The sequence below is a fragment of the Arthrobacter sp. 2RAF22 genome (assembly GCF_052115325.1).
Classification (GTDB): domain Bacteria; phylum Actinomycetota; class Actinomycetes; order Actinomycetales; family Micrococcaceae; genus Arthrobacter.
Window position 1 is genome coordinate 45478 of sequence record NZ_JBFRGL010000014.1, and the last position, 23902, is coordinate 69379.

The 23902-nt window shown below is 64.9% G+C and carries 21 protein-coding genes; 6 read left to right on the plus strand and 15 right to left on the minus strand.

The window, feature by feature from the left end; translation table 11 throughout:
• Window positions 1-14: 14 nt before the first annotated feature.
• From AB4068_RS11885 to AB4068_RS11905, 5 genes are all read right to left on the minus strand, one after another.
• Window positions 15-632 carry a DUF5666 domain-containing protein gene (locus AB4068_RS11885; RefSeq protein WP_441433485.1) on the minus strand — a complete coding sequence of 206 codons (618 nt, stop codon included), beginning with the start codon at window positions 630-632 and terminating at the stop codon, window positions 15-17.
• A gap of 188 nt (window positions 633-820) precedes the next feature.
• The gene (gene gatB, locus AB4068_RS11890; RefSeq protein ID WP_284989768.1) at window positions 821-2329 is read right to left on the minus strand and encodes an Asp-tRNA(Asn)/Glu-tRNA(Gln) amidotransferase subunit GatB; all 1509 of its coding nucleotides are present in this window, start codon (window positions 2327-2329) and stop codon (window positions 821-823) included.
• A complete protein-coding gene (gene gatA, locus AB4068_RS11895) occupies window positions 2329-3900 on the minus strand; it encodes an Asp-tRNA(Asn)/Glu-tRNA(Gln) amidotransferase subunit GatA (RefSeq protein ID WP_306961319.1) in 1572 nt (523 codons plus the stop codon). The genes gatB and gatA overlap by 1 nt, the downstream gene beginning before the upstream one ends.
• A gap of 4 nt (window positions 3901-3904) precedes the next feature.
• The gene (gatC, locus tag AB4068_RS11900; protein ID WP_184736130.1) at window positions 3905-4201 is read right to left on the minus strand and encodes an Asp-tRNA(Asn)/Glu-tRNA(Gln) amidotransferase subunit GatC; all 297 of its coding nucleotides are present in this window, start codon (window positions 4199-4201) and stop codon (window positions 3905-3907) included.
• A gap of 136 nt (window positions 4202-4337) precedes the next feature.
• Entirely contained in the window at window positions 4338-5786 is a 1449-nt protein-coding gene (locus AB4068_RS11905) for a CitMHS family transporter (RefSeq protein WP_306961317.1), read from the minus strand.
• 226 nt (window positions 5787-6012) lie between these two features.
• Here AB4068_RS11905 and AB4068_RS11910 point away from each other — a divergent pair, with 226 nt between their 5' ends.
• The gene (locus tag AB4068_RS11910) at window positions 6013-7830 is read left to right on the plus strand and encodes an ATP-binding protein (protein WP_441433486.1); all 1818 of its coding nucleotides are present in this window, start codon (window positions 6013-6015) and stop codon (window positions 7828-7830) included.
• A complete protein-coding gene (locus tag AB4068_RS11915) occupies window positions 7827-8501 on the plus strand; it encodes a response regulator (RefSeq protein WP_306961313.1) in 675 nt (224 codons plus the stop codon). The genes AB4068_RS11910 and AB4068_RS11915 overlap by 4 nt, the downstream gene beginning before the upstream one ends.
• A 93-nt stretch (window positions 8502-8594) precedes the next feature.
• On the opposite strand, the gene AB4068_RS11920 is transcribed toward AB4068_RS11915, so the two are convergent.
• Together AB4068_RS11920 and AB4068_RS11925 are read right to left on the minus strand one after the other, a co-directional pair.
• Window positions 8595-8975, minus strand: a complete 381-nt coding sequence (locus AB4068_RS11920; RefSeq protein WP_059387887.1) for a RidA family protein — start codon at window positions 8973-8975, stop codon at window positions 8595-8597.
• A gap of 57 nt (window positions 8976-9032) precedes the next feature.
• A complete protein-coding gene (locus AB4068_RS11925; protein ID WP_059387888.1) occupies window positions 9033-9545 on the minus strand; it encodes a GNAT family N-acetyltransferase in 513 nt (170 codons plus the stop codon).
• A 516-nt stretch (window positions 9546-10061) separates the two neighbouring features.
• Between AB4068_RS11925 and AB4068_RS11930 the strand changes: the two genes are divergently transcribed.
• Window positions 10062-11417, plus strand: coding sequence for an LLM class flavin-dependent oxidoreductase (locus AB4068_RS11930; RefSeq protein ID WP_306961308.1), 1356 nt, complete (start codon window positions 10062-10064; stop codon window positions 11415-11417).
• A gap of 84 nt (window positions 11418-11501) precedes the next feature.
• On the opposite strand, the gene AB4068_RS11935 is transcribed toward AB4068_RS11930, so the two are convergent.
• The 8 genes from AB4068_RS11935 to AB4068_RS11970 form a co-directional block, all read right to left on the minus strand.
• Window positions 11502-12329 (minus strand): inositol monophosphatase family protein, encoded by an 828-nt coding sequence (locus AB4068_RS11935; RefSeq protein ID WP_307052598.1) that lies wholly within the window; start codon window positions 12327-12329, stop codon window positions 11502-11504.
• Window positions 12326-14602 carry an NAD-dependent DNA ligase LigA gene (gene ligA / locus AB4068_RS11940; protein ID WP_441433487.1) on the minus strand — a complete coding sequence of 759 codons (2277 nt, stop codon included), beginning with the start codon at window positions 14600-14602 and terminating at the stop codon, window positions 12326-12328. Before ligA ends, AB4068_RS11935 begins: the two co-directional genes overlap by 4 nt.
• 52 nt (window positions 14603-14654) lie before the next feature.
• Window positions 14655-15278, minus strand: coding sequence for a hypothetical protein (locus tag AB4068_RS11945; protein ID WP_441433488.1), 624 nt, complete (start codon window positions 15276-15278; stop codon window positions 14655-14657).
• Between the two features lie 107 nt (window positions 15279-15385).
• Window positions 15386-16180 carry a PP2C family protein-serine/threonine phosphatase gene (locus AB4068_RS11950; protein ID WP_441433489.1) on the minus strand — a complete coding sequence of 265 codons (795 nt, stop codon included), beginning with the start codon at window positions 16178-16180 and terminating at the stop codon, window positions 15386-15388.
• The gene (locus AB4068_RS11955) at window positions 16180-17343 is read right to left on the minus strand and encodes an adenylate/guanylate cyclase domain-containing protein (protein WP_059387890.1); all 1164 of its coding nucleotides are present in this window, start codon (window positions 17341-17343) and stop codon (window positions 16180-16182) included. Before AB4068_RS11955 ends, AB4068_RS11950 begins: the two co-directional genes overlap by 1 nt.
• Window positions 17333-17968 (minus strand): PH domain-containing protein, encoded by a 636-nt coding sequence (locus AB4068_RS11960; RefSeq protein ID WP_441433490.1) that lies wholly within the window; start codon window positions 17966-17968, stop codon window positions 17333-17335. Before AB4068_RS11960 ends, AB4068_RS11955 begins: the two co-directional genes overlap by 11 nt.
• On the minus strand, window positions 17961-18869 hold the full coding sequence (locus AB4068_RS11965) for a biotin--[acetyl-CoA-carboxylase] ligase (RefSeq protein WP_441433491.1): 909 nt from the start codon (window positions 18867-18869) through the stop codon (window positions 17961-17963). Before AB4068_RS11965 ends, AB4068_RS11960 begins: the two co-directional genes overlap by 8 nt.
• Before the next feature lie 47 nt (window positions 18870-18916).
• Entirely contained in the window at window positions 18917-19816 is a 900-nt protein-coding gene (locus AB4068_RS11970) for an SDR family oxidoreductase (RefSeq protein ID WP_284989781.1), read from the minus strand.
• Window positions 19817-20027: 211 nt separating this feature from the next.
• Here AB4068_RS11970 and AB4068_RS11975 point away from each other — a divergent pair, with 211 nt between their 5' ends.
• The 3 genes from AB4068_RS11975 (at window position 20028) to AB4068_RS11985 (ending at window position 23800) form a co-directional block, all read left to right on the plus strand.
• Window positions 20028-21611 (plus strand): acyl-CoA carboxylase subunit beta, encoded by a 1584-nt coding sequence (locus AB4068_RS11975; protein ID WP_307052603.1) that lies wholly within the window; start codon window positions 20028-20030, stop codon window positions 21609-21611.
• Window positions 21608-21859, plus strand: coding sequence for an acyl-CoA carboxylase subunit epsilon (locus AB4068_RS11980; protein WP_059387894.1), 252 nt, complete (start codon window positions 21608-21610; stop codon window positions 21857-21859). The genes AB4068_RS11975 and AB4068_RS11980 overlap by 4 nt, the downstream gene beginning before the upstream one ends.
• Before the next feature lie 255 nt (window positions 21860-22114).
• On the plus strand, window positions 22115-23800 hold the full coding sequence (locus AB4068_RS11985; protein WP_441433492.1) for a DUF885 domain-containing protein: 1686 nt from the start codon (window positions 22115-22117) through the stop codon (window positions 23798-23800).
• Window positions 23801-23902 lie beyond the last annotated feature (102 nt).

The following is a 23902-nucleotide window of genomic DNA, read 5'->3' on the forward strand; positions in this document are numbered from 1 at the left end:
AGCTCGAACAGCGTTCAGGAAGAGACGCTCCCGGAGCCCAACCGCCGTCCGCCATCACTGGGCGCAGCAGGCAAGGTACCTGCGATAATGCGGGTGGCCGTGACTGTGGTGCCGCTCTTCGTTCCGGAGACTGCTACAGTGTCGCCCGTCTTCAGGTCGGTGGCCTTGATGGTTTGGGGCGATGGCCGCCGGCCTTGCGTGCCCGTTCCGGAAGCGGGGAGCTTGACGATGGTGGTCGACGATGTGATCGCGTAGCTCTGCGTGAAGCCGTCATCGCTCTTGACGGAAATGCTCGAATCGCTGACGGACTGCACGGTGCCTCGCTGCGACACGAGCGTCGTGTAGCTGCCGTCCTTGTTCTTGACCGTGAACTCACCGTGGATCCCCGGACCTGCGATGCCGCGGGGAAGCACGGGGAACGGCCTGGCCTTGCCGGGCGACGGCGTGGCGGGCGACGTAGCCCCGGGCGACGGCGTGGCGGGCGACGCCGTACTTGTCGGCGTCGCGCTTACCACGTACGTGGGGATGATCTGGCCGGCAGCCCAGACTGCGGCCACACCACCGCCGCTCAAGACGACGGCAATACCGCCGGCGATGAGGGCCTTACGAACCCCCGGAGTCATGGTGGACATGGCCGAATCCTTTCTCCGCTCCTCCCCGGGCCGGTAAGGGGCGGGCAGCAAAGAACTGATGACTCCATGATGACGCTTGAAGCTGTGTGGGGGCTGTGGATCCAGACACAACTGAGTCGCAGTTGTTGTCGTTTTGACGGCTCAGAACGACATTAACTGCGACTCAGTTGGGTGAGGCGCGGGTGGGGTCAGCCTTCGACGCCGAGCCGCTCCAGGATCAGCTGCTTGACGCGTCCCGCGTCGGCCTGCCCTCGGGTGGCCTTCATGACTCCGCCGACGATCGCACCGATGGCCTGAAGCTTGCCGCCGCGGATCTTCTCCGCAACGTCGGGCTGGGCCGCCAGTGCGGCGTCGATCGCTTCCAGCAGGGGGCCGTCGTCGGACACGACCGCGAGGCCGCGCTTCTCGACGATCTCGGCCGGGGTTCCTTCGCCGGCGAGGACGCCGTCGAGTACCTGGGAAGCCATCTTGTTGTTGATCTTGCCGCCCTCGACGAGCTTGTTGAGCTCCACGATGGTTTCCGGCGTGACGCCGAGTTCGGAAGGATCGACGTCGGCTGTCTTGGCGCGTCCGACGATCTCGCCCATCCACCACTTGCGGGCCACGGAGGCGCTGGCACCGGCGGCGATGGTCTCCTCGATGGAGTCCATGACGCCGGCGTTCACGACGTCGCGGAACTCGAGGTCCGAATAGCCCCAGTCGGCCTGGAGCCGCTTGCGGCGCGCCGCGGGCGGCTCGGGCAGCGTGGCGCGGAGTTCTTCGACCCATTCGCGGGATGCCAGGACCGGAACGAGGTCCGGCTCCGGGAAGTAGCGGTAGTCGTCGGCGTCGGACTTTGCGCGGCCCGACGTCGTCGTGCGCGTGTCCTCGTGCCAGTGGCGCGTTTCCTGGATGACCGGCTCGCCGGAGTCCAGGACGGCTGCGTGGCGCTGGATTTCGTAACGGACGGCGTGCTCGACGGCGCGCAGCGAGTTCACGTTCTTCGTTTCGGAACGGATGCCGAAACGTTCGCGGCCGTGCGGGCGCAGCGAGACGTTGGCGTCGCAGCGGACGTTGCCGCGTTCCATCTTGGCGTCGGAAACGCCGAGGTTCTTGACGATTTCGCGTACTGCGGCCACGTAGGCCTTGGCGAGCTCAGGTGCCCGGCTACCCGCGCCCTCGATCGGCTTGGTGACGATTTCGACGAGCGGAACACCGGAACGGTTGTAGTCCACCAACGAATAGTCGGCGCCCTGGATGCGACCGGTGGCGCCACCCATGTGGGTCAGCTTGCCGGCGTCCTCCTCCATGTGCGCGCGCTCGATCTCGACGCGGAACACAGTGCCGTCCGAGAGCTCGATGTCCAGGTAGCCGTCGTACGCGATGGGCTCGTCGTACTGGGACGTCTGGAAGTTCTTCGGGGTGTCCGGGTAGAAGTAGTTCTTCCGGGCGAAGCGGCAGGACTCGGCGATCTTGCAGTTCAGGGCAAGGCCGATCTTGATGGAAGACTCTACCGCCGTTTTGTTCACCACGGGCAGGACGCCGGGCATGCCAAGGTCAACCTCGTTGACGTTGGTGTTCGGCTCGTCGCCGAAGACATTCGGAGCGGAGGAGAACATCTTGGTCTTGGTGTTGAGCTCCACGTGGACCTCGAAGCCAAGGACGGGGTCGTACTTCTCCATGGCCTCTTCGAAGCTGAGGATGGCGTCGGTAGACATCAGTTGGAACCTCCGGCGGTGTTGAATGCGGTACCGAGACCTGCGTTTTTCAATTCAGGTGCCTTCGCCAACAGCGGGCCACCCCACTTCTCTTCAAGCAAGGATTCAAGGACAGCGCCCACGCGGTACAGGCGGGCGTCCTCGCGGGCAGGCGCCAGCAGCTGGATGCCTACGGGCAGGCCGTCTTCGTCGGCCAGGCCGCCAGGCAGGGACAAGCCCGGGATACCGGCCATGTTCGCCGGGATGGTGGCGACGTCGTTGAGGTACATGGCCAGCGGATCGTCCAGCTTCTCCCCCAGCTTGAAGGCCGTCGTGGGAGCCGTCGGCGAAATCAGGACGTCGGCCTGCGCGAACGCGGCGTCGAAGTCGCGCTGGATCAGCGTGCGGACCTTCTGCGCCGAACCGTAGTAGGCGTCGTAGTAGCCGGCGCTCAGGGCGTAGGTGCCCAGGATGATGCGGCGCTTGACCTCATCGCCGAAACCGGCGGCGCGAGTGGCACCCATGACACGTTCGATCGTCATGGGACCGTCCTTGGGCAGGACACGCAAGCCGTAGCGGACGCCGTCGAACTTGGCCAGGTTGCTCGAAACCTCGGACGGCATGATCAGGTAGTAGGCGCCCAGCGCGTACTTGAAGTTGGGGCAGGAAACCTCGACGATTTCCGCGCCGGCCTCCTTGAGCAGCTCAAGGGACTCGTTGAAACGGTTCTCGACGCCGGCCTGGTAGCCCTCGCCGTGGAGTTCCTTGACGATGCCGATCTTCATGCCCGTGACGTTGCCCGTCTTGGCTGCGGCAACGAGCGTGTCGAAGGGGTCCGTCAGCGAGGTGGAGTCGAAGGGGTCGTGTCCGCCGATGACTTCCTGCAGCAGGGCCGAGTCCAGCACGGTCCGCGAAACCGGGCCGATCTGGTCCAGCGACGACGCCATGGCTATAGCGCCGTAGCGGGAAACGGCACCGTAGGTGGGCTTCATGCCGACCGTGCCGGTGACGGCGCCAGGCTGGCGGATGGATCCGCCGGTGTCCGTGCCGAGGGCCAGCGGAGCTTCGAAGGCCGCGACGGCGGCCGCGGAGCCACCGCCCGAGCCGCCGGGGATGCGGTCCAGGTCCCACGGGTTGCGGGTGGGGCCGTACGCCGAGTGTTCCGTGGAGGAACCCATGGCGAATTCGTCCAGGTTGGTCTTGCCCAGGATGGGCATCTTCGCTGCGCGCAGCTTCTTGATGACGGTGGCGTCGTAGGGGCTGTGCCAGCCCTCAAGGATCTTCGAGCCGGCCGTGGTGGGCTGGCCGATGGTGACGATGAGGTCCTTGACGGCGATGGGTACGCCGGCGAGTTCGTGCAGCGCTTCGGCTTCGGCACCTCCGGCGGCGCGTATCGCGTCCACCTCGGCGGCGACGGCGAGCGCCTCTTCAGCGTTGACGTGCAGGAATGCGTTGACTTGCCCGTCAACGTCGGCAATCCGGTCCAAGTACGCCTGGGTGACCTCGACCGACGTGACCTCGCGCGCGGCCAGCTTGGCGGCCAGCTGAGCCGCGGACAGGCGGATGAGTTCGGAGTTGTTCAATTCAGTCATTCGCTTAGTCCTCATCCAGGATTGCCGGAACCTTGAAGCGGCCCTCGAAGGAATCCGGAGCCCCGGACAGCGCCTGTTCGGCCGTGAACGTGTGGCCCACAACGTCTTCGCGGAACACGTTGTTCAACGGAATCGGGTGGGACGTAGCCGGGACATCGTCCCCGGCGGCTTCGCTGACGGACTTCACCGAATCGACGATGACGGCGAGCTCGCCCGCCATCCTGTCCAGCTCTTCGGCACTCATTTCAATGTGAGCCAGACGCGCAAGATGCGCGACGTCGTCACGGTTGATCGCAGCCATGGATCTCCCCTGCAAAGTTCAAATGGTTTTCCGGACTAGTCTACGTGGGTTGGACGACGAACAACGCGGGGTCACTTACGGCCCATCCGGAGGTCCCGAATGGGCCGTAAGTGACCCCGCGTTGCTGGGTGCTTTGTTACCCGATGCCGATGGCTCCCGTCAGCATGCCCACTGCGAGCATGACGACCGAGATGACCGCCGTGCGCCACAGGACCTTCTTGTGGTGGTCGCCCAGTTCCACCTTGGCAAGCGAGACGAGCAACAGGATCGCGGGGACCAAGGGGCTCTGGAGGTGGAAAGGCTGGCCGGTGATGGAGGCCCGGGCCATTTCCGCGCCGCTGATGCCGTAGTGCGCGGCGGTTTCACTCAGGACCGGCAGGACGCCGAAGTAGAAGGCGTCGTTGCTCATGAAGAACGTCATGGGGATGCTGAGCAGGCCGGTGATGACGCCCATGAACGGACCCATCTCGGCGGGGATGATGTGGACCAGCCACGCGGACATTTCCTTGACCATGCCCGTGCCGTTGAGGACACCCGTGAGGACAGCCGCCGCCATGACCATGCTGACCACCGCCACGATGGACGGTGCGTGGGCCACCAACTGCGCGCCTTGTTCCTTGACCTTCGGGAAGTTCACCAGCAGGGCAATCGCGGAGCCCACCATGAAGACGTAGGGCAGCGGCACAAGGTTGGCCACGAGCATGACCATCACGGCGACGGTGAGGCCGAGGTTGAACCAGAAGAGCTTCGGGCGCAGGGTCTTGCGGTGGGGATCGAGTGCGGTGTCGGTCAAGCCGATGTCGGCGAGGTCAACCAAGGTTTCGGTGCGTTCCAGGACCACGACGCCGGAACCTCCGCCGGTGCCAGTCCCGCCGCGGCCCGAGGATCCTGTGCCGCCAGCGCCGCGGCGCGTGCCGCCGTCGAACACGTCCCCTGCGTCGGCGACGTCGCCCCAGATCTCGGGGGCCGTGGCGCGGAGGCGGTTGCGTTCCTGCAGGCCCAGGAGCCAGGAGAACACGAAGACGACGACGAGGCCGGCGATGAGGGACGGGACCATCGGAACAAACACGTCGTTGACGTCGATCTTGAGGGCTGTGGCTGCGCGGGCAGTGGGACCACCCCACGGCAGGATGTTCATGGTGCCGTTGGCGAGGCCGGCCACACAGGTCAGGACCACGGGGCTCATCTTCAAACGGAGGTAGACAGGCAGCATCGCCGCGGTGGTGAGGATGAAGGTGGTGGAGCCGTCGCCGTCGAGCGATACAGCGGCCGCGAGGATGGCGGTACCCAGAACCACTTTGGCGGGGTCGTTGCCCAGCTTGCGGAGAATGAACTTCACCAACGGGTCGAACAGTCCGACGTCGATCATGAGTCCGAAGTAAACGATCGCGAACATCAGGAGTGCGGCCGTGGACGTCATGGACTTCATCGAATCCATAACCATTGGCCCGATGCCAAGACCGGCACCGGCAAACAGGCCGAAGATGGTGGGAACGATGATCAGCGCCAGAACGGGCGTCAACTTCTTTGTCATGATCAGGATCATGAACACCGCAATCATTGCGAATCCAAGCAATACCAGCACAGCCGGCTCCTTACTACAGTGAACGGCATCACGTCGATGTGATGCGCGATACAGAACCTATAGTGGCGACGCTCACAGCAAGGCGTTTGTGGGATTTGATGGACATACTGCTGATTGAGAGCATTTTGCTCATTGTGCTCAGTGCTTCAATGGAGAGGTAGACGTAGAAGTACAGCGCCGCTGCTGCCCCGCTCCAGCCGGCCAATCCCCGCCGGAAGGAGGCAGCATGCCCAAGCTTGCCCTGCGGTTCTCGACGCAGACCCTGCTCTTGCAACTGGGGGTCGTTCTCTTGGTCGTGCTGCTTAGCGGCACCGTGCATGCGTGGCTCGTCTATGGGCGGATCGGGACGGAGGCGGAGAACCAGGCGCTGACTTTGGCACGCACCGTGGCTTCGGATCCCGCGCTCCGTTCCCAGGTCCAAGCCATCAGCAACGAGCCGGGAACGCCGCCTCCCGCAGTGCTCGCGGCCGGCCCCATCCAGGCTGCTGCCGAGGCTGCCAGGAGCCGCACTGGTGCTTTGTTCGTGGTGGTCACGGACGAGACCGGCTTGCGGCTTGCCCACCCGGACTTGGTCCGGCTGGGCGAACGGGTCAGCACGGATCCCTCGGATGCGCTGTCGGGGAAGGAAGTCACCACCCGGAACACAGGCACTCTGGGACCGTCCGCGGGTGCCAAGGTCCCGGTCTTCGCTCCGGGTTCCGCAGGGACGGGTTCCGCAGCCACGGTGGTGGGCGAAGTCAGTGTGGGCTATTCGATGGAGTCGCTCAGCCAGAGCCTTGCCAAGGACATCGTCCCGATTGCCGTGACCGCGGCAGGCTCCCTGGTTGCCGGGGTTCTGGCGTCATTCCTCCTCCGCCGCCGATTGCAACGCCTGACGTTGGGCCTCGAACCCGAAGAAATCAGCACCCTGGTTCATGACCAGGTTGCCGTGCTTCAAGGAGTGGACGACGGCGTGATCGGCATTTCCGCCGATGGCCGCATCACGGTCTTCAATGCCGCGGCCAGGCGGCTGCTCGGCATGCCGGAAGGCGCGGGAACTCCCGGCTCCCCTGCCGCGGCGGGCTCGGACTGGTCCGGCACGGACTTGGCGGGCACCGATTGGGAGAATGCCCCCGTCCCCGCGCAGCTCAAAGCCCTCACGCAACCCTCTGCGCACGACGCCGAAGCCGTGGAAATCGTCGCGGGCGGGCGGGTCTTGGTTGCCAACGCCCGCAAGGCGCTGCACCGCAAAGAGGATCTCGGCTGGGTGGTCATGCTCAGGGACCGCACCGAGCTGCAGCAGCTGACGCGCCAGCTCGACGCCGTGGGCACCATGTCCGCCGCGCTTCGGGCCCAGCGCCACGAATTCGCGAACCAGCTCCATACGATCGCCGGATTCATGAGCATCGGCCAGCACGGCCAGGCCAAGGACTACCTCGCCAGGATCTCCGCCACCGGCCCACTGAAGTTTCCCGTGCAGCAAGCCGAACTCCTCCAGGATCCCTATCTGCAGGCGTTCGTCGGCGCGAAGAGCGTGGAAGCGGACGAGCGAGGGGTGGCGTTGCGGATCGGCCCGGAGACGCTGGTGCGGGAGCATGTCACCGAGCCACAGGACGTCACCACCGTGCTTGGCAACCTGATCGACAACGCCGTCAATGCCGCCGTCGCCGGCTCTTCGACGCAACGCTGGGTGGAGCTTGAGCTGCTCGACGAACCAGGGCCCGACGGCGGCACGCTGCACATCGTCGTCGCGGACTCCGGCGACGGCCTCGGCGGTGTCGAGCCCGAAAGGGTTTTCGTGGAGGGGTTCACGACGGCGGAACCCGCCGAAGGCGTCATCGCCAGGGCAGGCGGGCAGGGACTCGGGCTCGCGCTGGTCCGGCAACTCGCCCGGCGTCGCGGTGGCGACGTGCGCGTCCTGGACCCCGGCTCGTCCGGCGGCCCGGGCGCCGTCTTCATGGCCACGATGCCGGGGGTTACCGGCAAGCCGGGCGATGCCTCATTGGCAGAATCCTCCGCGGCAGCCGAACCACCCGCAGCCGAACGCAAGGAAGGACACCAATGAGCGAAGACTTCAGGGTGTTGATTGTGGATGACGATTTCCACGTCGCCAAGCTCCATGCCGCCTACGTGGACTCCGTGGCCGGTTTCCTGGCCCTGGCCCCGGTGGGTTCGACGGCGCAGGCATTGCAGTCCGTGCATAGCCTTCGGCCGGACCTCGTGTTGCTGGATGTCTACCTGCCGGACGGTTCGGGCCTGGATCTCCTGGGGCAACTCGATGTGGATGCCATGATGCTGACCGCGGCTTCCGACGCCGTGTCCATCAGGACAGCCCTCCGGCGGGGTGCCTTGGCATACCTGCTCAAACCGTTCACCGCCGAATCGCTGTCGCAGCAATTGCGCTCCTATGCCAGATACCGGCGGATCCTGGGCCGGCAGCATGCGGTGGACCAGGACACAATCGAACGGGCCAAGCGGGCGCTCGTCGCGGGGGACGTGGCGCCGTCGGGAAAGCCGCGATCGGCGACCGAAGCATCGGTACTGGAATCCTTGGCGCCGGGGGAACAATACTCGGCCACGGAAGTAGCGGAACGGGTGGGCGTCTCACGCGCCACGGCGCAACGGTACCTGTCCTCGCTGGCCGACGATGGCGCCGTCGAAATCCAACTGCGCTACGGCAGCACCGGCCGCCCGGAACACCGCTACGGCGTCCCCGCGCGACTCTCCCCCAACTGACTCGCCCACCCAAGTAGTTCCCACCCAACTGACTCGCAGTAAGTGTCGTTATGAGGCGTCAAAACGACACTTACTGCTGGCGAGTTGGGCTGTTCAGGCGCTCTTCTGGGCTACCAGTTCGATTTCGACCAGCATTTCCGCGTCGAGGAACGGCAGGACGTGGACCAGGGAAAGGGTGGGCCGGATCTCGCCGAAGACCTCGCCGTGCGCGCGGCCGGCGTCTTCCCATTTGGTGATGTCGGTCAGATAGAGCTTGGACTGCACGACGTCCTCGTAGTCGAAGCCGGCGTCGGCCAGGACCGCACCCAGCTTTTCGAGGATGTATTTGGTCTGCGAGTAGAAGTCGTCACCGACGATGCCATCAGGTCCCGACGCCGCCGTGGCCGAAATGAAGAGCGTGTTGTCCACCTGGACCGCTCGGGAGTATCCAAGTGCCTGTTCCCAGACCGAGCCCGTGCCGAATGTCTTGCGCATGCCGCGCCTTTCTCAGTTTCCGCACCCGGCCCGATGACCGGGGTTTACGAGGAAACTTTATTGCTGGCGCACATCCTGCCGATAAACGAACAGTTTTATGTCGGTCCCGGGTACGAACCAATCTCGCTCCGGTTCGCGCTCGAATCCGGTTTTGGCGTAGAGGGCGTTGGCGCTTTCCCACGTGGCGCCTGTCGTGAGAGAGACGGCGTTGATGCCATCCATGGAGCGGGCTTGGTCGACGACGGCCTGGACCAGTGCTCGTCCCGCGCCGGAGCGCTGAACCTCCGGATCAACCACCAACGTGCGCATTTCGAGTTCGTCCGGAAGGCCGATGTCCGAGAAGTCGCCTCCGGCCTTCGCCGACGTGACGGATCCGATAACCTGGCCGTCGCGTTCGGCGACGAAAACGTCGGCGTACCGGGCGCGGCCGGCCACATCGCGCAGCTTCTCCAGGTATGGGTGGTCCGGGCTGCCATAGTAGCCAGCGGTCACGTAAGACGACATCGTGATACGGGCTACGGCGTCGTAATCTTCGGGCAGGGCGGGACGGACGGTAATCTGCGAATGCACTGATCCATGGTAGTCGCGCCCGAGGTGCCCGGGGTGCCAAAGCGGTGTTTCCGTGACCGAACTATCACCCGGGGCCTAACGCCCGCTCAGATACAAGGCCGTTCCACCCAACGCTCGCTCACTTAAGTGAGCGAGCGTCGGCGGGAAACCCCACATAAGTGAGCGAGCGTCTTAAAGTACGACGGCGGTGGGCGGCTTTGCGTCGTCCCGCCAGCCTCGGACGCCCGCTCAGATATCCACCCCAATCCCCCAACGCCGGCTCAGATATAGGTGAGCGAGCGTCGGGGGAAACCCCCAACGCCCGCTCAGATATGTGAGCGAGCGTCGGCGAGAAACCCCACATAAGTGAGCGAGCGTCGGAGGCCGCTCAAACATTGCTTCGCGTGGCGCCAGATTGAGTCCGGTTTCCGGCTGTGAAGCCCGGTTTCCTGCTGTTGCGGGAAGGTTTCGCGACGCTGGCGCGGGGCGGTTGTCTCGTGGTTGATTGGCGGCCAGGAGACAACGAAAGGAACACAGATGAGCCCCCAGCAACGCACACTCCACCTCAACGCATTCCTCATGAGCACCGGACACCACGAGGCTTCGTGGCGGCTGCCGGAAAGCAACCCGCGCGCCAGCACCGACATCCGGCACTACCAAAACCTCGCACGGATCGCAGAGCGCGGCACGTTCGACTCCATCTTCTTCGCAGACTCCCCCGTGATCTTCGGCGACGTCGGACGCCGTCCCGCGGGCAAGCTGGAACCGACGGTGCTGCTCACAGCGATTGCGGCTGCCACCGAGAAAATCGGCCTCATCGCCACGGCGTCCACCACGTATAACGATCCCTTCAACCTGGCTAGGCGCTTCGCCTCGGTGGACTTCGTCAGCGGCGGACGGGCCGGCTGGAATGTGGTGACAACAGCCGGACCGGAAGCCGCCCGGAACTTCGGCATCGACGATCAGCCCGCCCATGCCGCCCGCTATGAACGAGCGGCCGAGTTCCTGGAGGTGGCCGCCAAGCTCTGGGACAGCTGGGAGGACGACGCGGTCATTGCCGACAAGGAAGCTGGCGTCTGGGCAGACTCAACCAAGGTCCGGCCCATCAACCACGTGGGCAAGCATTTCCGGGTCCGCGGACCGCTCAACGTGCCGCGCTCCCCCCAAGGCCATCCCTTGATTGTCCAGGCCGGTTCCTCCGAGAACGGCAAGGGCCTGGCCGCCAGGTACGCCGAGGCCGTGTTCACGGCCCAGCAAACCCTGGAAGATGCCCAGGCGTTCTACGGAGACCTCAAGGCCCGGACGGTCGCGCTTGGCCGGGCGGCCGAGAGCATCAAGATCCTGCCGGGTATTGTCCCGGTGATCGCCTCCACGCATGCCGAAGCGCTGCGCCTGGAACGCGAACTGGATGAGCTGATCCGGCCCGAATACGCGAGGGCCGAGCTGGCCAAGACGCTCCGCGTGAACCCAGAGGACCTGCCCCTCGACCGCCAACTTCCCGCCGATCTTCCGGACGAGGACTCGATCGAAGGCGCAAAGAGCCGCTACACCCTCATTGTGGAGCTTGCCCGCCGCGAGAAACTCACGGTACGCCAACTGATCGGCAGGCTGGGAGGAGGCCGCGGCCACCTGACTTTCGCGGGAACGCCGGAGCAAGTGGCCGACGCGATCCAACTATGGTTCGAAAACGGCGCGGCCGACGGCTTCAACATCATGCCGGCCGTTCTACCGTCGGGTCTCGAAACCTTTGTTGACCGCGTGGTGCCGGTGCTGCGCCACCGGGGGCTGTTCCGCACCGAATACACGGGCAGCACGCTGCGGGACCACTACGGCCTGGACCGCCCGGCGAACCGCTTCTCGGAGCTTGGGTCGCTCGCCGCGGCCGGGGCCTAACGACGAAGGGTCCAGACGCGCAGCCAGGCACAAAGCCCCGACGACGGCGGTCATCCCGCGTCGTCGGGGCCAAGGTGAAAGGCCTTAGAGCGGGAACTTGCCCGAGAGCTCGAGGGTTCCCGCGCAGGTCCACGCTTCCAAACGATCCGCATCCGTGGGGCCGCCATCCAGGGGGCTGGCCAGCCGTGGGCGGCGGACCCAGCATCCGGCCTCCTCAGCGATCAACGCACCAGCCGCGTAGTCGTGTTCGTTGAGCCCGCGTTCTCCGAAGGCGTCGTGCGTTCCATCCGCCACGAGGCAGAGATCCAATGCGGCGGAGCCGAGCCGCCGGAGATCGGCGAAGCCTTCCATGAGGTTCCCGAGACCGGCGAACTGCTCAGCCCTCGTGGCGGGATCGTAGCTGAACCCGGAGGCCACAATCAGTCCCGTCCGGCCCAGGAGCGGTCCGCTCAGCTGGGTGCGCTGCCCGTTCTCTTCAAGCCAGGCCCCATGGCCGCGTGCCGCCGAGTAGATGCGTCCCAGCGCGGGGGCGTTGACGACGCCGGCCAGCCAGACGCCGTCGGCATCCGCAACGGCCACGGACGTGGCGTAGTAGACGATGTTCCGGATGAAGTTGGTGGTGCCGTCCAAAGGATCGATGGACCATCGGTAGCCGCTGGGCTGCTCCGGCCGGGTGGTGCCATGTTCCTCGCCCGTGATGGTGTCGTGCGGGCGTGCTGCCGTAATTGCGTCCCGCACAGCGTTCTCCGCCGCGACGTCGAAGGCCGTCACCCAGTCGCCGGCGTCGCCCTTGTTCACGACGCCGAGGTTCCGCGCCGAGCCGGGGCCGGCTGGCCGGGCGGCGAGCACCTCCGCTCCTGCCGCCGCCGCCACGCGGGCAACAGCGAGAAGCTCCAAGACATCGGCCGTCATTCGGCAGCGTCCACTTCCGCCGCCGCAGCGCCCGCCAGGGCAACGGCTGCGTCTTCATCATCCGGAGCCGTGCCGCCGGCGGGTTCCAGGACGCCGTCGAGCAATGCCTTGAAGCCGTCCTCGTCCAGTACCCGGATGCCGAGTTGCTCAGCCTTGTCCAGCTTGGAGCCTGCGTTCTCGCCGGCCACGACGTAACTGGTGTTCTTGGAAACCGAGCCCGCCGCTTTGCCGCCCCTGATGATGATGGCTTCCTTGGCTTCGTCCCGGCTTAGGGTGGGCAAGGAGCCTGTCACCACGATGGTGAGGCCTTCCAGGTTCCGCTGGATGCCGGCGTCGCGCTCGTCAACCATGCGCACCCCGGCAGCTGCCCAGCTATCCACGATTTCCTGGTGCCAGTCAACGGCGAACCATTCCTTGAGTGCCGCGGCGATGGTCGGTCCCACCCCGTCAACGTTGGCCAGTTCCTCCTCGGAGGCGGCCCGGATGGCGTCCATGCTCCCGAGGGCCGTGGCCAGGGCACGGGACGCAGTGGGGCCGACGTGCCGGATGGAAAGGGCAACCAGGACGCGCCAGAGAGGTTGCGTCTTGGCTTTCTCAAGTTCCTTGAACAGTTTCTCGGTGGTGGCGGTGGGTTTGGAAGGGGTCTTGGCGGTGGCCTTGGAATAGAAGTAGGGCACCAATTCGAACGTTCCCGTGCCCACGCCTTTGGAGCGCTTCTCGCGGTGGATGCGGACGTCGGCGAGGTCCTCCGGCGTGAGGCTGAACAAGGCCGCCTCGCTGCGCAGGGGCGGAGTTTCCGGTTCCGCAGGCTGGGTGAGTGCGATGGCTGCCTCCCACCCGAGAGCCTCGATGTCGAAGGCTCCCCTGCTCGCGACGTGGAAGACACGCTCGCGCAGCTGGGAGGGGCACGACTTCGCGTTGGGGCAGCGGATATCGACGTCGCCCTCCTTCGCCGGAGCAAGGGGCGTGTGACAGGAGGGGCATTCCGTGGGCATCACGAACTCGCGCACAGGAGGATCCTGCTGATCGCGCAGCGCCAATACCGGCCCGACGATCTCAGGAATGACGTCTCCGGCCTTCCGGAGAATCACGATGTCGCCGATCATGACGCCCTTGGCCTTGACCACGTCCTGGTTGTGCAGGGTGGCCATCTCCACAGTGGATCCGGCCACTTTGACCGGTTCCATTACCCCGTAGGGAGTGACGCGGCCGGTGCGGCCGACGTTGACTTGGATGTCCAGCAGCTTGGTGTGGACTTCCTCCGGCGGGTATTTGTAGGCAACGGCCCATCGCGGCACGCGCGAGGTGTAACCGAGGGCACGCTGCGTGGCGAAGTCGTCGATTTTGACCACGATGCCGTCGATCTCGTGCAGGAGGTCGTGCCGGTGTTCGCCGAAGTGCTTGATGAAGTCGAGGACCTCCTCGAAGGAGTCCAGGACCTTCAGGTAGGGGCTGACCGGCAAGCCCCATTCCTCCAGCAGCTTGTACGTTTCCGACTGGCTCGTGGAGTCGAGGCCTTCGCGTGCCCCGATGCCGTGGACGAACATCCGCAACGGACGCTTGGCGGTTTCCGCGGGGTCTTTCTGGCGCAGGGAGCCGGCCGCGGCGTTGCGGGGGTTGGCCAACGGCGCCTTGCCGGACTCGATCAGCGCTTCGTTGAATTCGGCGAATGCCTTGGACGGAATGAAGACTTCGCCCCGGATTTCCACCTCGGACGGATATCCGCTGCCGCTGAGCTGGCGCGGGATCTCCTTGATGGTGAGCACGTTGTGGGTGATGTCCTCGCCCGTGGTGCCGTCTCCGCGCGTGGCGGCACGGACCAGCTTGCCGTCGCGGTACAGCAGGTTCACTGCCAGGCCGTCGATCTTCAGCTCCGTCAGCCACGCAATGCGGGAAGCCGCCGTGCCCAGCTTTTCGACCGAAGCCTCGGCCTTGCGGACCCACGCTTCCAACTCGTCGAGCGAGAAGACGTCCTCCAGGCTGTACATCCTCTGGAGGTGCTCGACGGCGGCGAAAGCAGCCGACACCTCGCCGCCTACTTCCTGTGTGGGCGAATCGTTGGACACGAGCTCGGGATGCAGGGCCTCGAGCTCCTCGAGGCGGCGGTACAGGGAGTCGAACTCGGCATCCGAAACCGTCGGCGCATCTTCCTGGTAGTACGCGTAGCGGTACTTGCGGACGAGGTCTGCGAGGTTTTCGTACTCTTCCCGTACGGCTTCCGTTGGAACTGCGGTTTCGCTCTCTGCTGTGCTCACGTACCTATCTTGCCGCAAAGCCGCGACAAAATACGGCCCCCGGACGGGAAGCAGGAATCACAAGCGGGTATCAGTGCGTAAAGCGGTGGCGGCTCCACAAGGCGAAGGCAATGCCTCCGGCCGCCACCAAAAGCACGCCGCCCATGATCGCGATCACGGCGAACATGTCCGAGCCCGGTCCTTTGGTGCCGCTCACCGAGGCAGCTTGCGTGGCCTTGAGCCCGTCCTGGATGGGGGTATTCCAATTGGACGATGCCGACGGCGAGGCGCTCGCCGTCGGGCTGTTCGACGGGGTCGCCGGGCTGGAGGCGACAGAAGCCTCCGACGGCGCCACGCTGGGTTCCGGTTCCACGGTCACCTGAGTCATGGGGGCCGGTTCGGGCGCGGCGGGCGCGGGCGCCACCGGGGCTGGTGCCGGGGCCACCGGCACGACGACGGGTGGCTTGGAGGGCGCCGGGTCCACGATTATCGGCTGGGTTGGCGTGGGCTCGGTTGGTGCCGGGTCCGGGGCCGGGGTCGGGGCAGTGGTCGATTGGCTATTCTGAGGAGCCAGAGTGGTCTCGGCATGGGCCGAAAGCAACGGGAAGGCGCACATCACCACGGCCATGGCAATGCCCGCGAAGGCAACGGAGAACGGGCGTCGCACGGCGGCACGGGTCGCGCCGCCAGAGCGCGCTGAGGAGCGTTGGGTCATGTTTACCTCTGCAGGACGGCACGGGCCGCCCGGAGTTGGGGTGGTATTGACCGGAATCTTCCTACATAGTCCGGGCATGTCGCAAATCCCGTTCCCTGCAAAGGCCATCAGGAAGAGCCGGTGCCGGTCCTTGCGGCGTCGTTCAACTCGATCCTGGCATCAACCACAATCGCGGTCACATTGTCCCGCCCGCCACTCAGCAACGCCTCGTGGATGAGGGCATCCACCGCGTCCTGGGGCTTCTCAACCGTGCTCAAGATCCGGAACATGTGCTCGTCGCCCAGCTCCCCGGTGAGTCCGTCCGAGCAGATCAGCATCCGATCCCCGTCCTGGATGGGCAGCAACCAGAAGTCCGCTTCGTTTTCGCCCCCTGTGCCGAGGGCGCGGGTCACCACATTGCGGCGCGGATGCACCGTGGCTTCTTCCCGCGTGATGCTTCCGGCCTCCACGAGTTCCTGGACTTCCGAATGGTCCACGCTGATCTGCCTGAATTCGCCCCCGTTCACCCGATACGTCCGTGAATCGCCGATGTTCATGACCAGCCAATACGGGACGCCCATATGCTCGGCGACGACGACGCCGGTGAGCGTTGTTCCAGCGCGGCCACCCGTGGCATTCCGGATCTGGGAGTCGGCAGCCAGGATGCACCTTTGCAGGGCAACGGCAGTTGCCGAGCGGACTCCCGGCGCCAATTGCGGCATGCTGCCGAGGGTACGCACGCACAACGCGCTGGCAATCTCGCCTGCCTCATGCCCGCCCATGCCGTCAGCCACCGCGAAGACCGGATCCTTTGCGATGAGCGAGTCTTCGTTGAGTTCCCGGCTGAGTCCACGGTCCGTCCCGAAGCCATAGCTCAACGTGAATCCCGGCTCAGGGGCGGTTGCTGCGGACGGTGAATTCATCAGTCGAGGACCAGTCCCTTGCCAAGTCCGCGGGCAAGCCGGACGGGAAGGATTTCCCCGAAACCACGAACGTTTTCGGCCGTCTGCGGAACCAGGATGAAACGTTCGTCCTGGCCCAGCGCTGCCGCCGTCATCTCGTCCACGAGGACCGTGCCAGGTTCAGCCAAGGCCGTGAGGCGGGCCGCCAGGTTGACGGTGGGGCCGTAAATATCGCCGAGACGGGAAAGGATCCGTCCCCAGACCATGGCCACGCGGGCTTCCGGGAGGATTTCGTCTTCGGTGAAGGCCTGGGCAAGCGCCAAGGAGATCTCGGCACCAGCGGCCGGCGTCTCGGCGATGTAGAGGACTTCGTCGCCGACGGTCTTGACCAGGCGCCCCCCGCCGATGGAGATGATCTCCGCGCACTTGTTCTCGAAGCGCTGGACCAACTGGGCCAGGGTTTTCTCGTTCATGCGGCGTGACAGGCTCGTGTAGGAGACGAGGTCGGCAAAACCTACGGCGCGCGCCAAAGGCAAAGGAGCGTCGTCTTCATCTCCTTCGCGGCCTGCTTCGCTCGCCTGCAAACCTGCCTCTGCACGGACGGCCAGGCGCTGCACACCGGCGTTCATCTGGCGTCGCCATGAGTACAGCAGGATCTCTTCCATGGCGTCCACAAGGTTGGGCAGTTCATTGACCAGCTGCTTGCGGGCAACGGCATCGGGGATGCCTTGCTGCACCACCATGTCTTCAATCAGCGCCTCGACTTGCCACACCACCATACGGTCGGTCATCTGACCGATGGCGCGCGTCACGGAGATGGCAGCTTCCTCGGTGAGCTTTCCGGCGCGGACCAGGTCGAGGATGGTGGAAAGCGCCGCGAGGTCGCGCTCGGTGAACGCTACATCCTGGTCACCGAAATTCGGGAATCCCAGCGCCCGCCACAGCTTGCGGGCTGACAACAGCGAGACGCCTGCTCCGGCCGCGACTTCGCGCCGCCGGAGTTTGCGTTCGCCGCCCAAGAGCCGCGTTTCCAGCGCTTTAATGGCAAGCCGTTCTGCTGACAATGCGCCGGTGGGCGGGGACACCACGGGGAGGACCCCCGTAGGTGCTTGGTCCACGGAAGGTTCGGGCACGGCGTCGGGCTCGTGGTCCATGTACTCAGGCTCCTGCTCGTCAACGCTCATCTCTTCCACCTTCTCTCACATCCCAGGGCAACGCGGCACCAGAGTAGTCAACTGGTCCAACAAAACCGTCAAAGTCGCCATGCTCCGGTACGGCGCCCGGGCCGAACCCGAGATTTGTCGGAAGCTCGGCCATGGCATCCAGGATGAAACTTCGAAACTTGCCGACCTCCGGAACATCCGCGAGAACGGCCTCGCCGGGGTGCCCGGTATCCAAGGATATATTCCCGGAGCGCAATATCCGTTGGAGCAGCGATTGTTTGATCCCCACGCTGCGCACCGCGGCCAGCGGGACCTGCCAGTCTCCCCGGCGAAGCATTCCGAAACGGGCAACTATCCGGCCGCTTGTCAGGATGTACCGTACGCCGCGCCAGCGGATGAATCGCGGAAGGCTGTAGCCAAGCAGCACGATCGCCACGATGGCCAGGCATGCGGCCACCAACCACTGGGTCCAATCACTCGTGATGACCGGAAGCAACTTACCGGGTCCGCCCTTGACTATCCATGCACAGGCGAAGGCCGCCGCGGCGGGGACCAAGATGAACGCCAGGACGGGACCGAAAAGCGCCCTGGGCTGCTGCCGCGTAATCACGATGACTTGCTCCCCGCGCAGGAGCTCTTTACGCATAACCGCTTTCGGTAGCCCTCAGATGGACGACGTCGCCGGCGGTCACAACGTGCTCGCGGCCACCATGGTCCACCACCAAAAGGGAACCATATTCATCCAGCCTGGACGCATGCCCCACCAATTCGTGGTCGCCGGGCAAATGCGCCTTCACTTCGCGTCCCAAGGTGACCATGACAGCTTCCACCCGTTTGTGCAGGGAAGATCCGCCGGCCAATCCCGCCGTGGGGTCGCCGTCGGCATTGCAGAAACTGCGGTAGAGCGCCGCGAAGCGTGACAGGTAGTTCCGCAGAAGCACGGTGCGGTCCGTGGTCGTGGCACCCTCGAGCACAAGGGACGTCGCTGTCGGGACAGGCAACTCATCTTCGCTGAGCGTCACGTTGAGGCCGGTGCCCAGGATCACGGCCGGAACGGATCCATCCCCCATCGGTCCCATCTGGGCCAGGATCCCGGCGATCTTCTTGCCTCGGACCAGGACATCGTTGGGCCACTTGATCTCGGCGGGCAGGCCGGCGGTTTCGAGGAGGGTCTCGCGCAAGGCCAGCGCGCCCAGGAGGGACAGCCAGGAATAGCTCTGGGTGGGAACGGGGAGGCCTTGGGAATTCACGGGACGCAGGACGATCGAAACGGAAATCGCCGAACGTTCGGGAGACTCCCAGTGACGGTCGAGCCGGCCCCGGGCCGCCGTCTGGTGCTCGGCGGTAAGGACCGCGAGGTCTGCCCATTCCTTAGGCTCAATGGTCACGGCGCGCAGCAGATCGGCGTTCGTGGAGCCTGTGGTCTCCACGATCTTCAATTGCGAAATACCGGCGGCCGCGAGGAAGTCGGGGTGAAGCAGGGCATCGCGGTCCAGGCCCAAGCGCCGGGCACGTGGTTCGCTGCTGGCAGGCTGTTCGACGTCCATAGACAGAATCCTATCCAGCCAGGCCGGTCCGGGAAGAAGTTGTCCGCTTAGAGGAAGATATCCGGTACCAGCTTCTCCTCCGGGGCACCCAGACTGTAGGGCCTGAAGTCGGATACTCCGGTAGCCCTCAACACCTGTTCGTCCGTATAGAAGTTGCCTGTATTGCTTGCTGAAGCGCCTGAGTCTGCGGACAGGTTCGCCCCGGTCAGGACAGCGTGGGCCGCATCGGCCATGATTTCCGGGCCCCTGGCCGCTTGGACGATCTGTGCCCCGCCGGGCATATTCCGAATGGCGGCAGTGTCGATCAGCGTGCAGGGCCACAGCGAGTTGACCGACACGCCGTCGTTCTTGAGTTCTTCGGCCAGGCCCAGCGTGGTGAGGCTCATACCGTACTTGGCCATGGTGTAGGCCAGATGCATGCCTGCCCACTTCGGGTCAAGGTTCAGCGGCGGCGAGAGCGTCAGGATGTGGGCGTTGTTCGATGTCCGCAGGGCCGGAAGCGCGAGCTTGGACAGCAGGAAGGTGCCTCGGACGTTGATGTCCTGCATGAGGTCATAGCGTTTCATGTCAATTGCGTCAGTGCGGGAGAGGTCTATCGCCGAGGCGTTGTTGACCACGACGTCGATTCCGCCAAAGTGTTCGACGGCGGCGGCAACCGCCGCGGCAACGTCGCCGTCGTTGCGGACATCACCCACCAGCGGCAGCGCTTGGCCGCCCGCCGCTTCCAGTTGTTCGGCGGCCGTGAAGACCGTTCCTTCAAGCTTGGGGTGTGGCTCCCCGGTCTTGGCCATGATGACGATGTTGGCGCCGTCACGTGCCGCGCGGGTAGCGATTGCCAGGCCGATGCCGCGGCTGCCGCCGGACATCAGAATGGTGCGGCCCTTCAGTGATCCACGTGCCTGGTAGGGAAGGGCAGGGCTTGCAGAAGCATCGTTGCTTGAGGTCATGAGGACACTGTAGCCCAACTATGTTACTGGCGAGTAACATCACTCGATGCTCGACTTGAAGTCGGAAAATTGTAGGGTTTCTACAGCGGTCTGTGGCTTTTGCGTCATTAGACTAGCCAACAGGGCCCGCACTTTGTACGGATGCTACTTAAGAGCGCATGCCTAACAAAGCAGTGCCAGCGTAAATCAGCTACAGAGCCGGAGACATTTGATGAGCCACGATCTGACAACGACAGCGGGAAAGATTGCCGACTTCCGCGACCGCCAGGCCCGTGCAGAACAACCGTCCGGCCCCGAAGCCATCGAAAAGCAACATGCCCGCGGCAAGAACACCGCCCGCGAACGCATCGACATGCTCCTCGATGAAGACTCCTTCGTAGAGTTCGACGCTTTGGCCGTCCACCGCTCCACCGCGTTCGGCATGGAGAAGAAGAAGCCCCTCGGCGACGGCGTCGTCTCGGGCTACGGCACCGTCGACGGCCGCCTCGTAGCCATCTACAGCCAGGAATTCAGCGTCTACGGTGGCTCCCTGAGCCAAGTCAACGGCGAGAAGATCGTCAAGGTCCAGGAATTCGCCCTCCGCAACGGTTGCCCGATGGTGGGCATCAACGACGGCGGCGGCGCGCGTATCCAGGAAGGCGTCGCCTCGCTGGCGATGTTCGCTGACATCTTCCGCAACAACGTCCATTCTTCCGGCGTCGTCCCGCAGATTTCCCTCATCATGGGCCCGTGCGCCGGCGGGGCGGCCTACTCCCCCGCCCTCACCGACTACATCGTGATGGTGGACAAGACCTCCCACATGTTCATCACCGGCCCCGACGTCATCAAGACCGTCACCGGCGAAGACGTGGACATGGAAACCCTTGGCGGCGCACGCCAGCACAACGCCACCACCGGTACTGCAACATACCTCGCCAATGACGAAGCCGACGCGATCGAGTTCGTCCGCGAACTCCTGGACTTCCTGCCGTCCAACAACCTGTCCGAGGCGCCCGTCCTGGAGCACGAGCAGGAACTGGAGCTCGACGACGACGACCTCGCCCTCGACACGCTCATCCCGGACTCGGCCAACCAGCCGTACGACATGCGCAAGGTCATCGAGCAGATCGTGGATGACGCCCATTTCCTCGAAATGCAGTCGCTCTACGCCCCCAACGTGATCATCGGCTACGGCCGGGTTGAAGGCCACACGGTCGGGATCGTGGCCAACCAGCCCATGCAGTTCGCGGGCACGCTGGACATCTCGGCTTCGGAAAAGGCCGCCCGCTTTGTCCGCCACTGCGACGCCTTCAACGTCCCCATCATCACCTTGGTGGACGTCCCCGGCTTCCTGCCCGGCAAGGACCAGGAATTCCAAGGCATCATCCGCCGCGGAGCCAAGCTGCTTTACGCCTACGCCGAAGCCACCGTGCCCAAGCTGACGGTCATCACGCGCAAGGCCTACGGCGGAGCGTACATCGTCATGGGTTCCAAGAAGCTCGGCGCGGACCTCAACCTGGCCTGGCCCACGGCGCAAATCGGCGTCATGGGCGCCCAAGGTGCCGTCAACATCCTGTACCGCCGCGATCTTGCCGCGGTCGCCGAGGCCGGTGGCGACGTCGAAGCCAAGCGCGCCGAGATCATCCGCCAGTACGAGGAAGAACTCCTCAACCCCTACCAGGCGGCCGAGCTCGGCTACGTCGACGCCGTCATCGCGCCGTCGGAGACCCGCCTGCAGATCATCAAGGGCCTCCGCGCCCTCCGCGACAAGCGGGCCAGCCTGCCCACCAAGAAGCACGGAAACATCCCCCTGTGAGCGTCGAACAGAACCCAGGCTCCGGGCCCGGTTCCACGGACGCGGTGCCCGCCGAGCCCTTGCTTTCGGTGGTCAAGGGAGACCCGACGCCGGAAGAGCTCGCGGCGCTTGCCGCCGTCGTCGCCTCCCTTGGAGCGTCCGAGGAAGCCGAAGCTCCAAAACCGAGCACGCGGCACTGGCTGCGCCGGCAGCAACTGCGCATGGATCCCACACCGGGTCCAGGCGCCTGGAAGCGCAGCCGGGGCTGAGTTTTGTGGTCACCCAACTGTCCCCACCGCCACCCTCGCCTCGCAAGGCCCCACCGGCTCCCAGCCTTCGCAAGCTCAGGCCGGGGCCCTCGCCGGTGTGGCCCCACGGCCAGGGAACCCTGGCGGCGTGGGCCCACGCATTTAATGCCGTTTTGAAGGCCCAGAACGACATTAAATGCGAGCAAGTTGGGTTGGCGGCTGGATCTTCTGCAACAACCCTTTCATAAGGCGCCTGGACGCGGTTAGGCTCTTGGGGTGACTACTCCTAACACCGCTCCGGCACGCCTCCAGACTGCCATCGACGCGGTCGCCGATGCCTACACGGACACCCTTCTTGCCCTCAACCCGAGCCTCGCCACCACCCTCGGCCTGCCCGGACACGAAACCGAATACCAGGATTTCTCGCCCTCAGGCGCCGCGGCCTTCGCCAAGGCAGCACGGGACACCCTCGACGAGCTCGCCACCCTCGAACCCACGGACGCCTCCGACGTCGTCACGCTGGACGCGATGCGGGAACGGCTCGGCCTGGCGATTGAGATCCACGAGTCCGGCTGGGACGCCGCGGACCTGAACAATATCGAGTCCCCGGCCCAAACCATCCGCGCGATCTTCGACCTCATGCCCACCGACACGGCCGAACACTGGGAGCACATCGCCGGCCGCGCGGCCAACGTCGCAGACGCGATAGACGGGTACATCGTTTCCCTTCGCTCGGCGAAGGACGCAGGGAAAGTCTCCGCGGTCCGCCAAGTCAAGATCGTCATCGAACAGACCAGCAAATACGCGGCCGAAGACGGCTTCTTCGCCAAGCTCGCCGCCGAAGCCACCATCGACGGCCAGCCGCTGCCGGCGGAACTGCAGGAAAAGCTCGACGCCGGTGCCGCCGTCGCGCGCTCCGCTTACTTGCGTCTTGCCGCCTTCCTCGAAGCGGAACTTCTGCCCTTTGCTCCCGAAAAGGACGCCGTGGGCCGCGAACGCTACGCACTGGCCTCACGCTTGTTCCTTGGCGCAACCGTGGACCTCGAGGAAACATACGCCTGGGGCGTGCAGGAACTCGAGCGGCTCATTGCCGAACAGGAACAGGTGGCCGAGCAAATCAAGCCCAGCGCGTCCATCGAGGAAGCCAAAGCCATCCTCGACAACGATCCCGCACGGCAAATCAAGGGCACCGACGCCCTCAAAGCCTGGATGCAGGAACTCTCAGACCGGGCAGTGTCCGAATTGGCCGACGTCCACTTCGACATCCCGGACATCATGAAGACGCTCGAATGCCGCATCGCCCCCACGGACGAAGGCGGCATCTACTACACGGGCCCTTCGGACGACTTCTCCCGGCCAGGCCGCATGTGGTGGTCCGTCCCCGCCGGCGAAGACACCTTCACCACCTGGGCCGAAACCACCACAGTGTTCCACGAAGGCGTCCCCGGCCACCACCTCCAGGTGGCCACCGCCGTCTACCGCCGCGAGCTCCTCAACAACTGGCGGCGGAACGTCTGCTGGGTGTCCGGGCACGGCGAAGGCTGGGCACTCTATGCAGAAAAGCTCATGCTCGAGCTCGGCTACCTCAAGGACCCGGGCGACCACATGGGCATGCTGGACATGCAGCGCATGCGCGCGGCCCGCGTGGTGTTCGATATCGGCGTCCACCTCGAGCTGGAAGTTCCGGAACGCTGGGGCAGCGGCACCTGGACCTCGGAGAAGGGCTTCGAATTCCTCAAGGCCAACCTCCCCATCAGCGCGGGCCAGCTCCAGTTCGAATTCACCCGCTACCTCGGATGGCCGGGGCAGGCTCCGTCGTACAAGGTGGGGCAACGGCTGTGGGAAGAAATCCGGGCTGAACTCGAACGCCGCGCCGGATTCGACTTGAAGTCCTTCCACACGGATGCCCTGAACATCGGCTCTGTCGGCCTGGATACGCTTCGCCGGGCGCTGCTGGGGTGACCCAACTGACTCGCATTTGTTGTCGTTTTGGAGGCTCATAACGACAACAAATGCGAGTCAGATGGGCTGAGACGTACGAGACATTCCCCACATTCCGTTCGG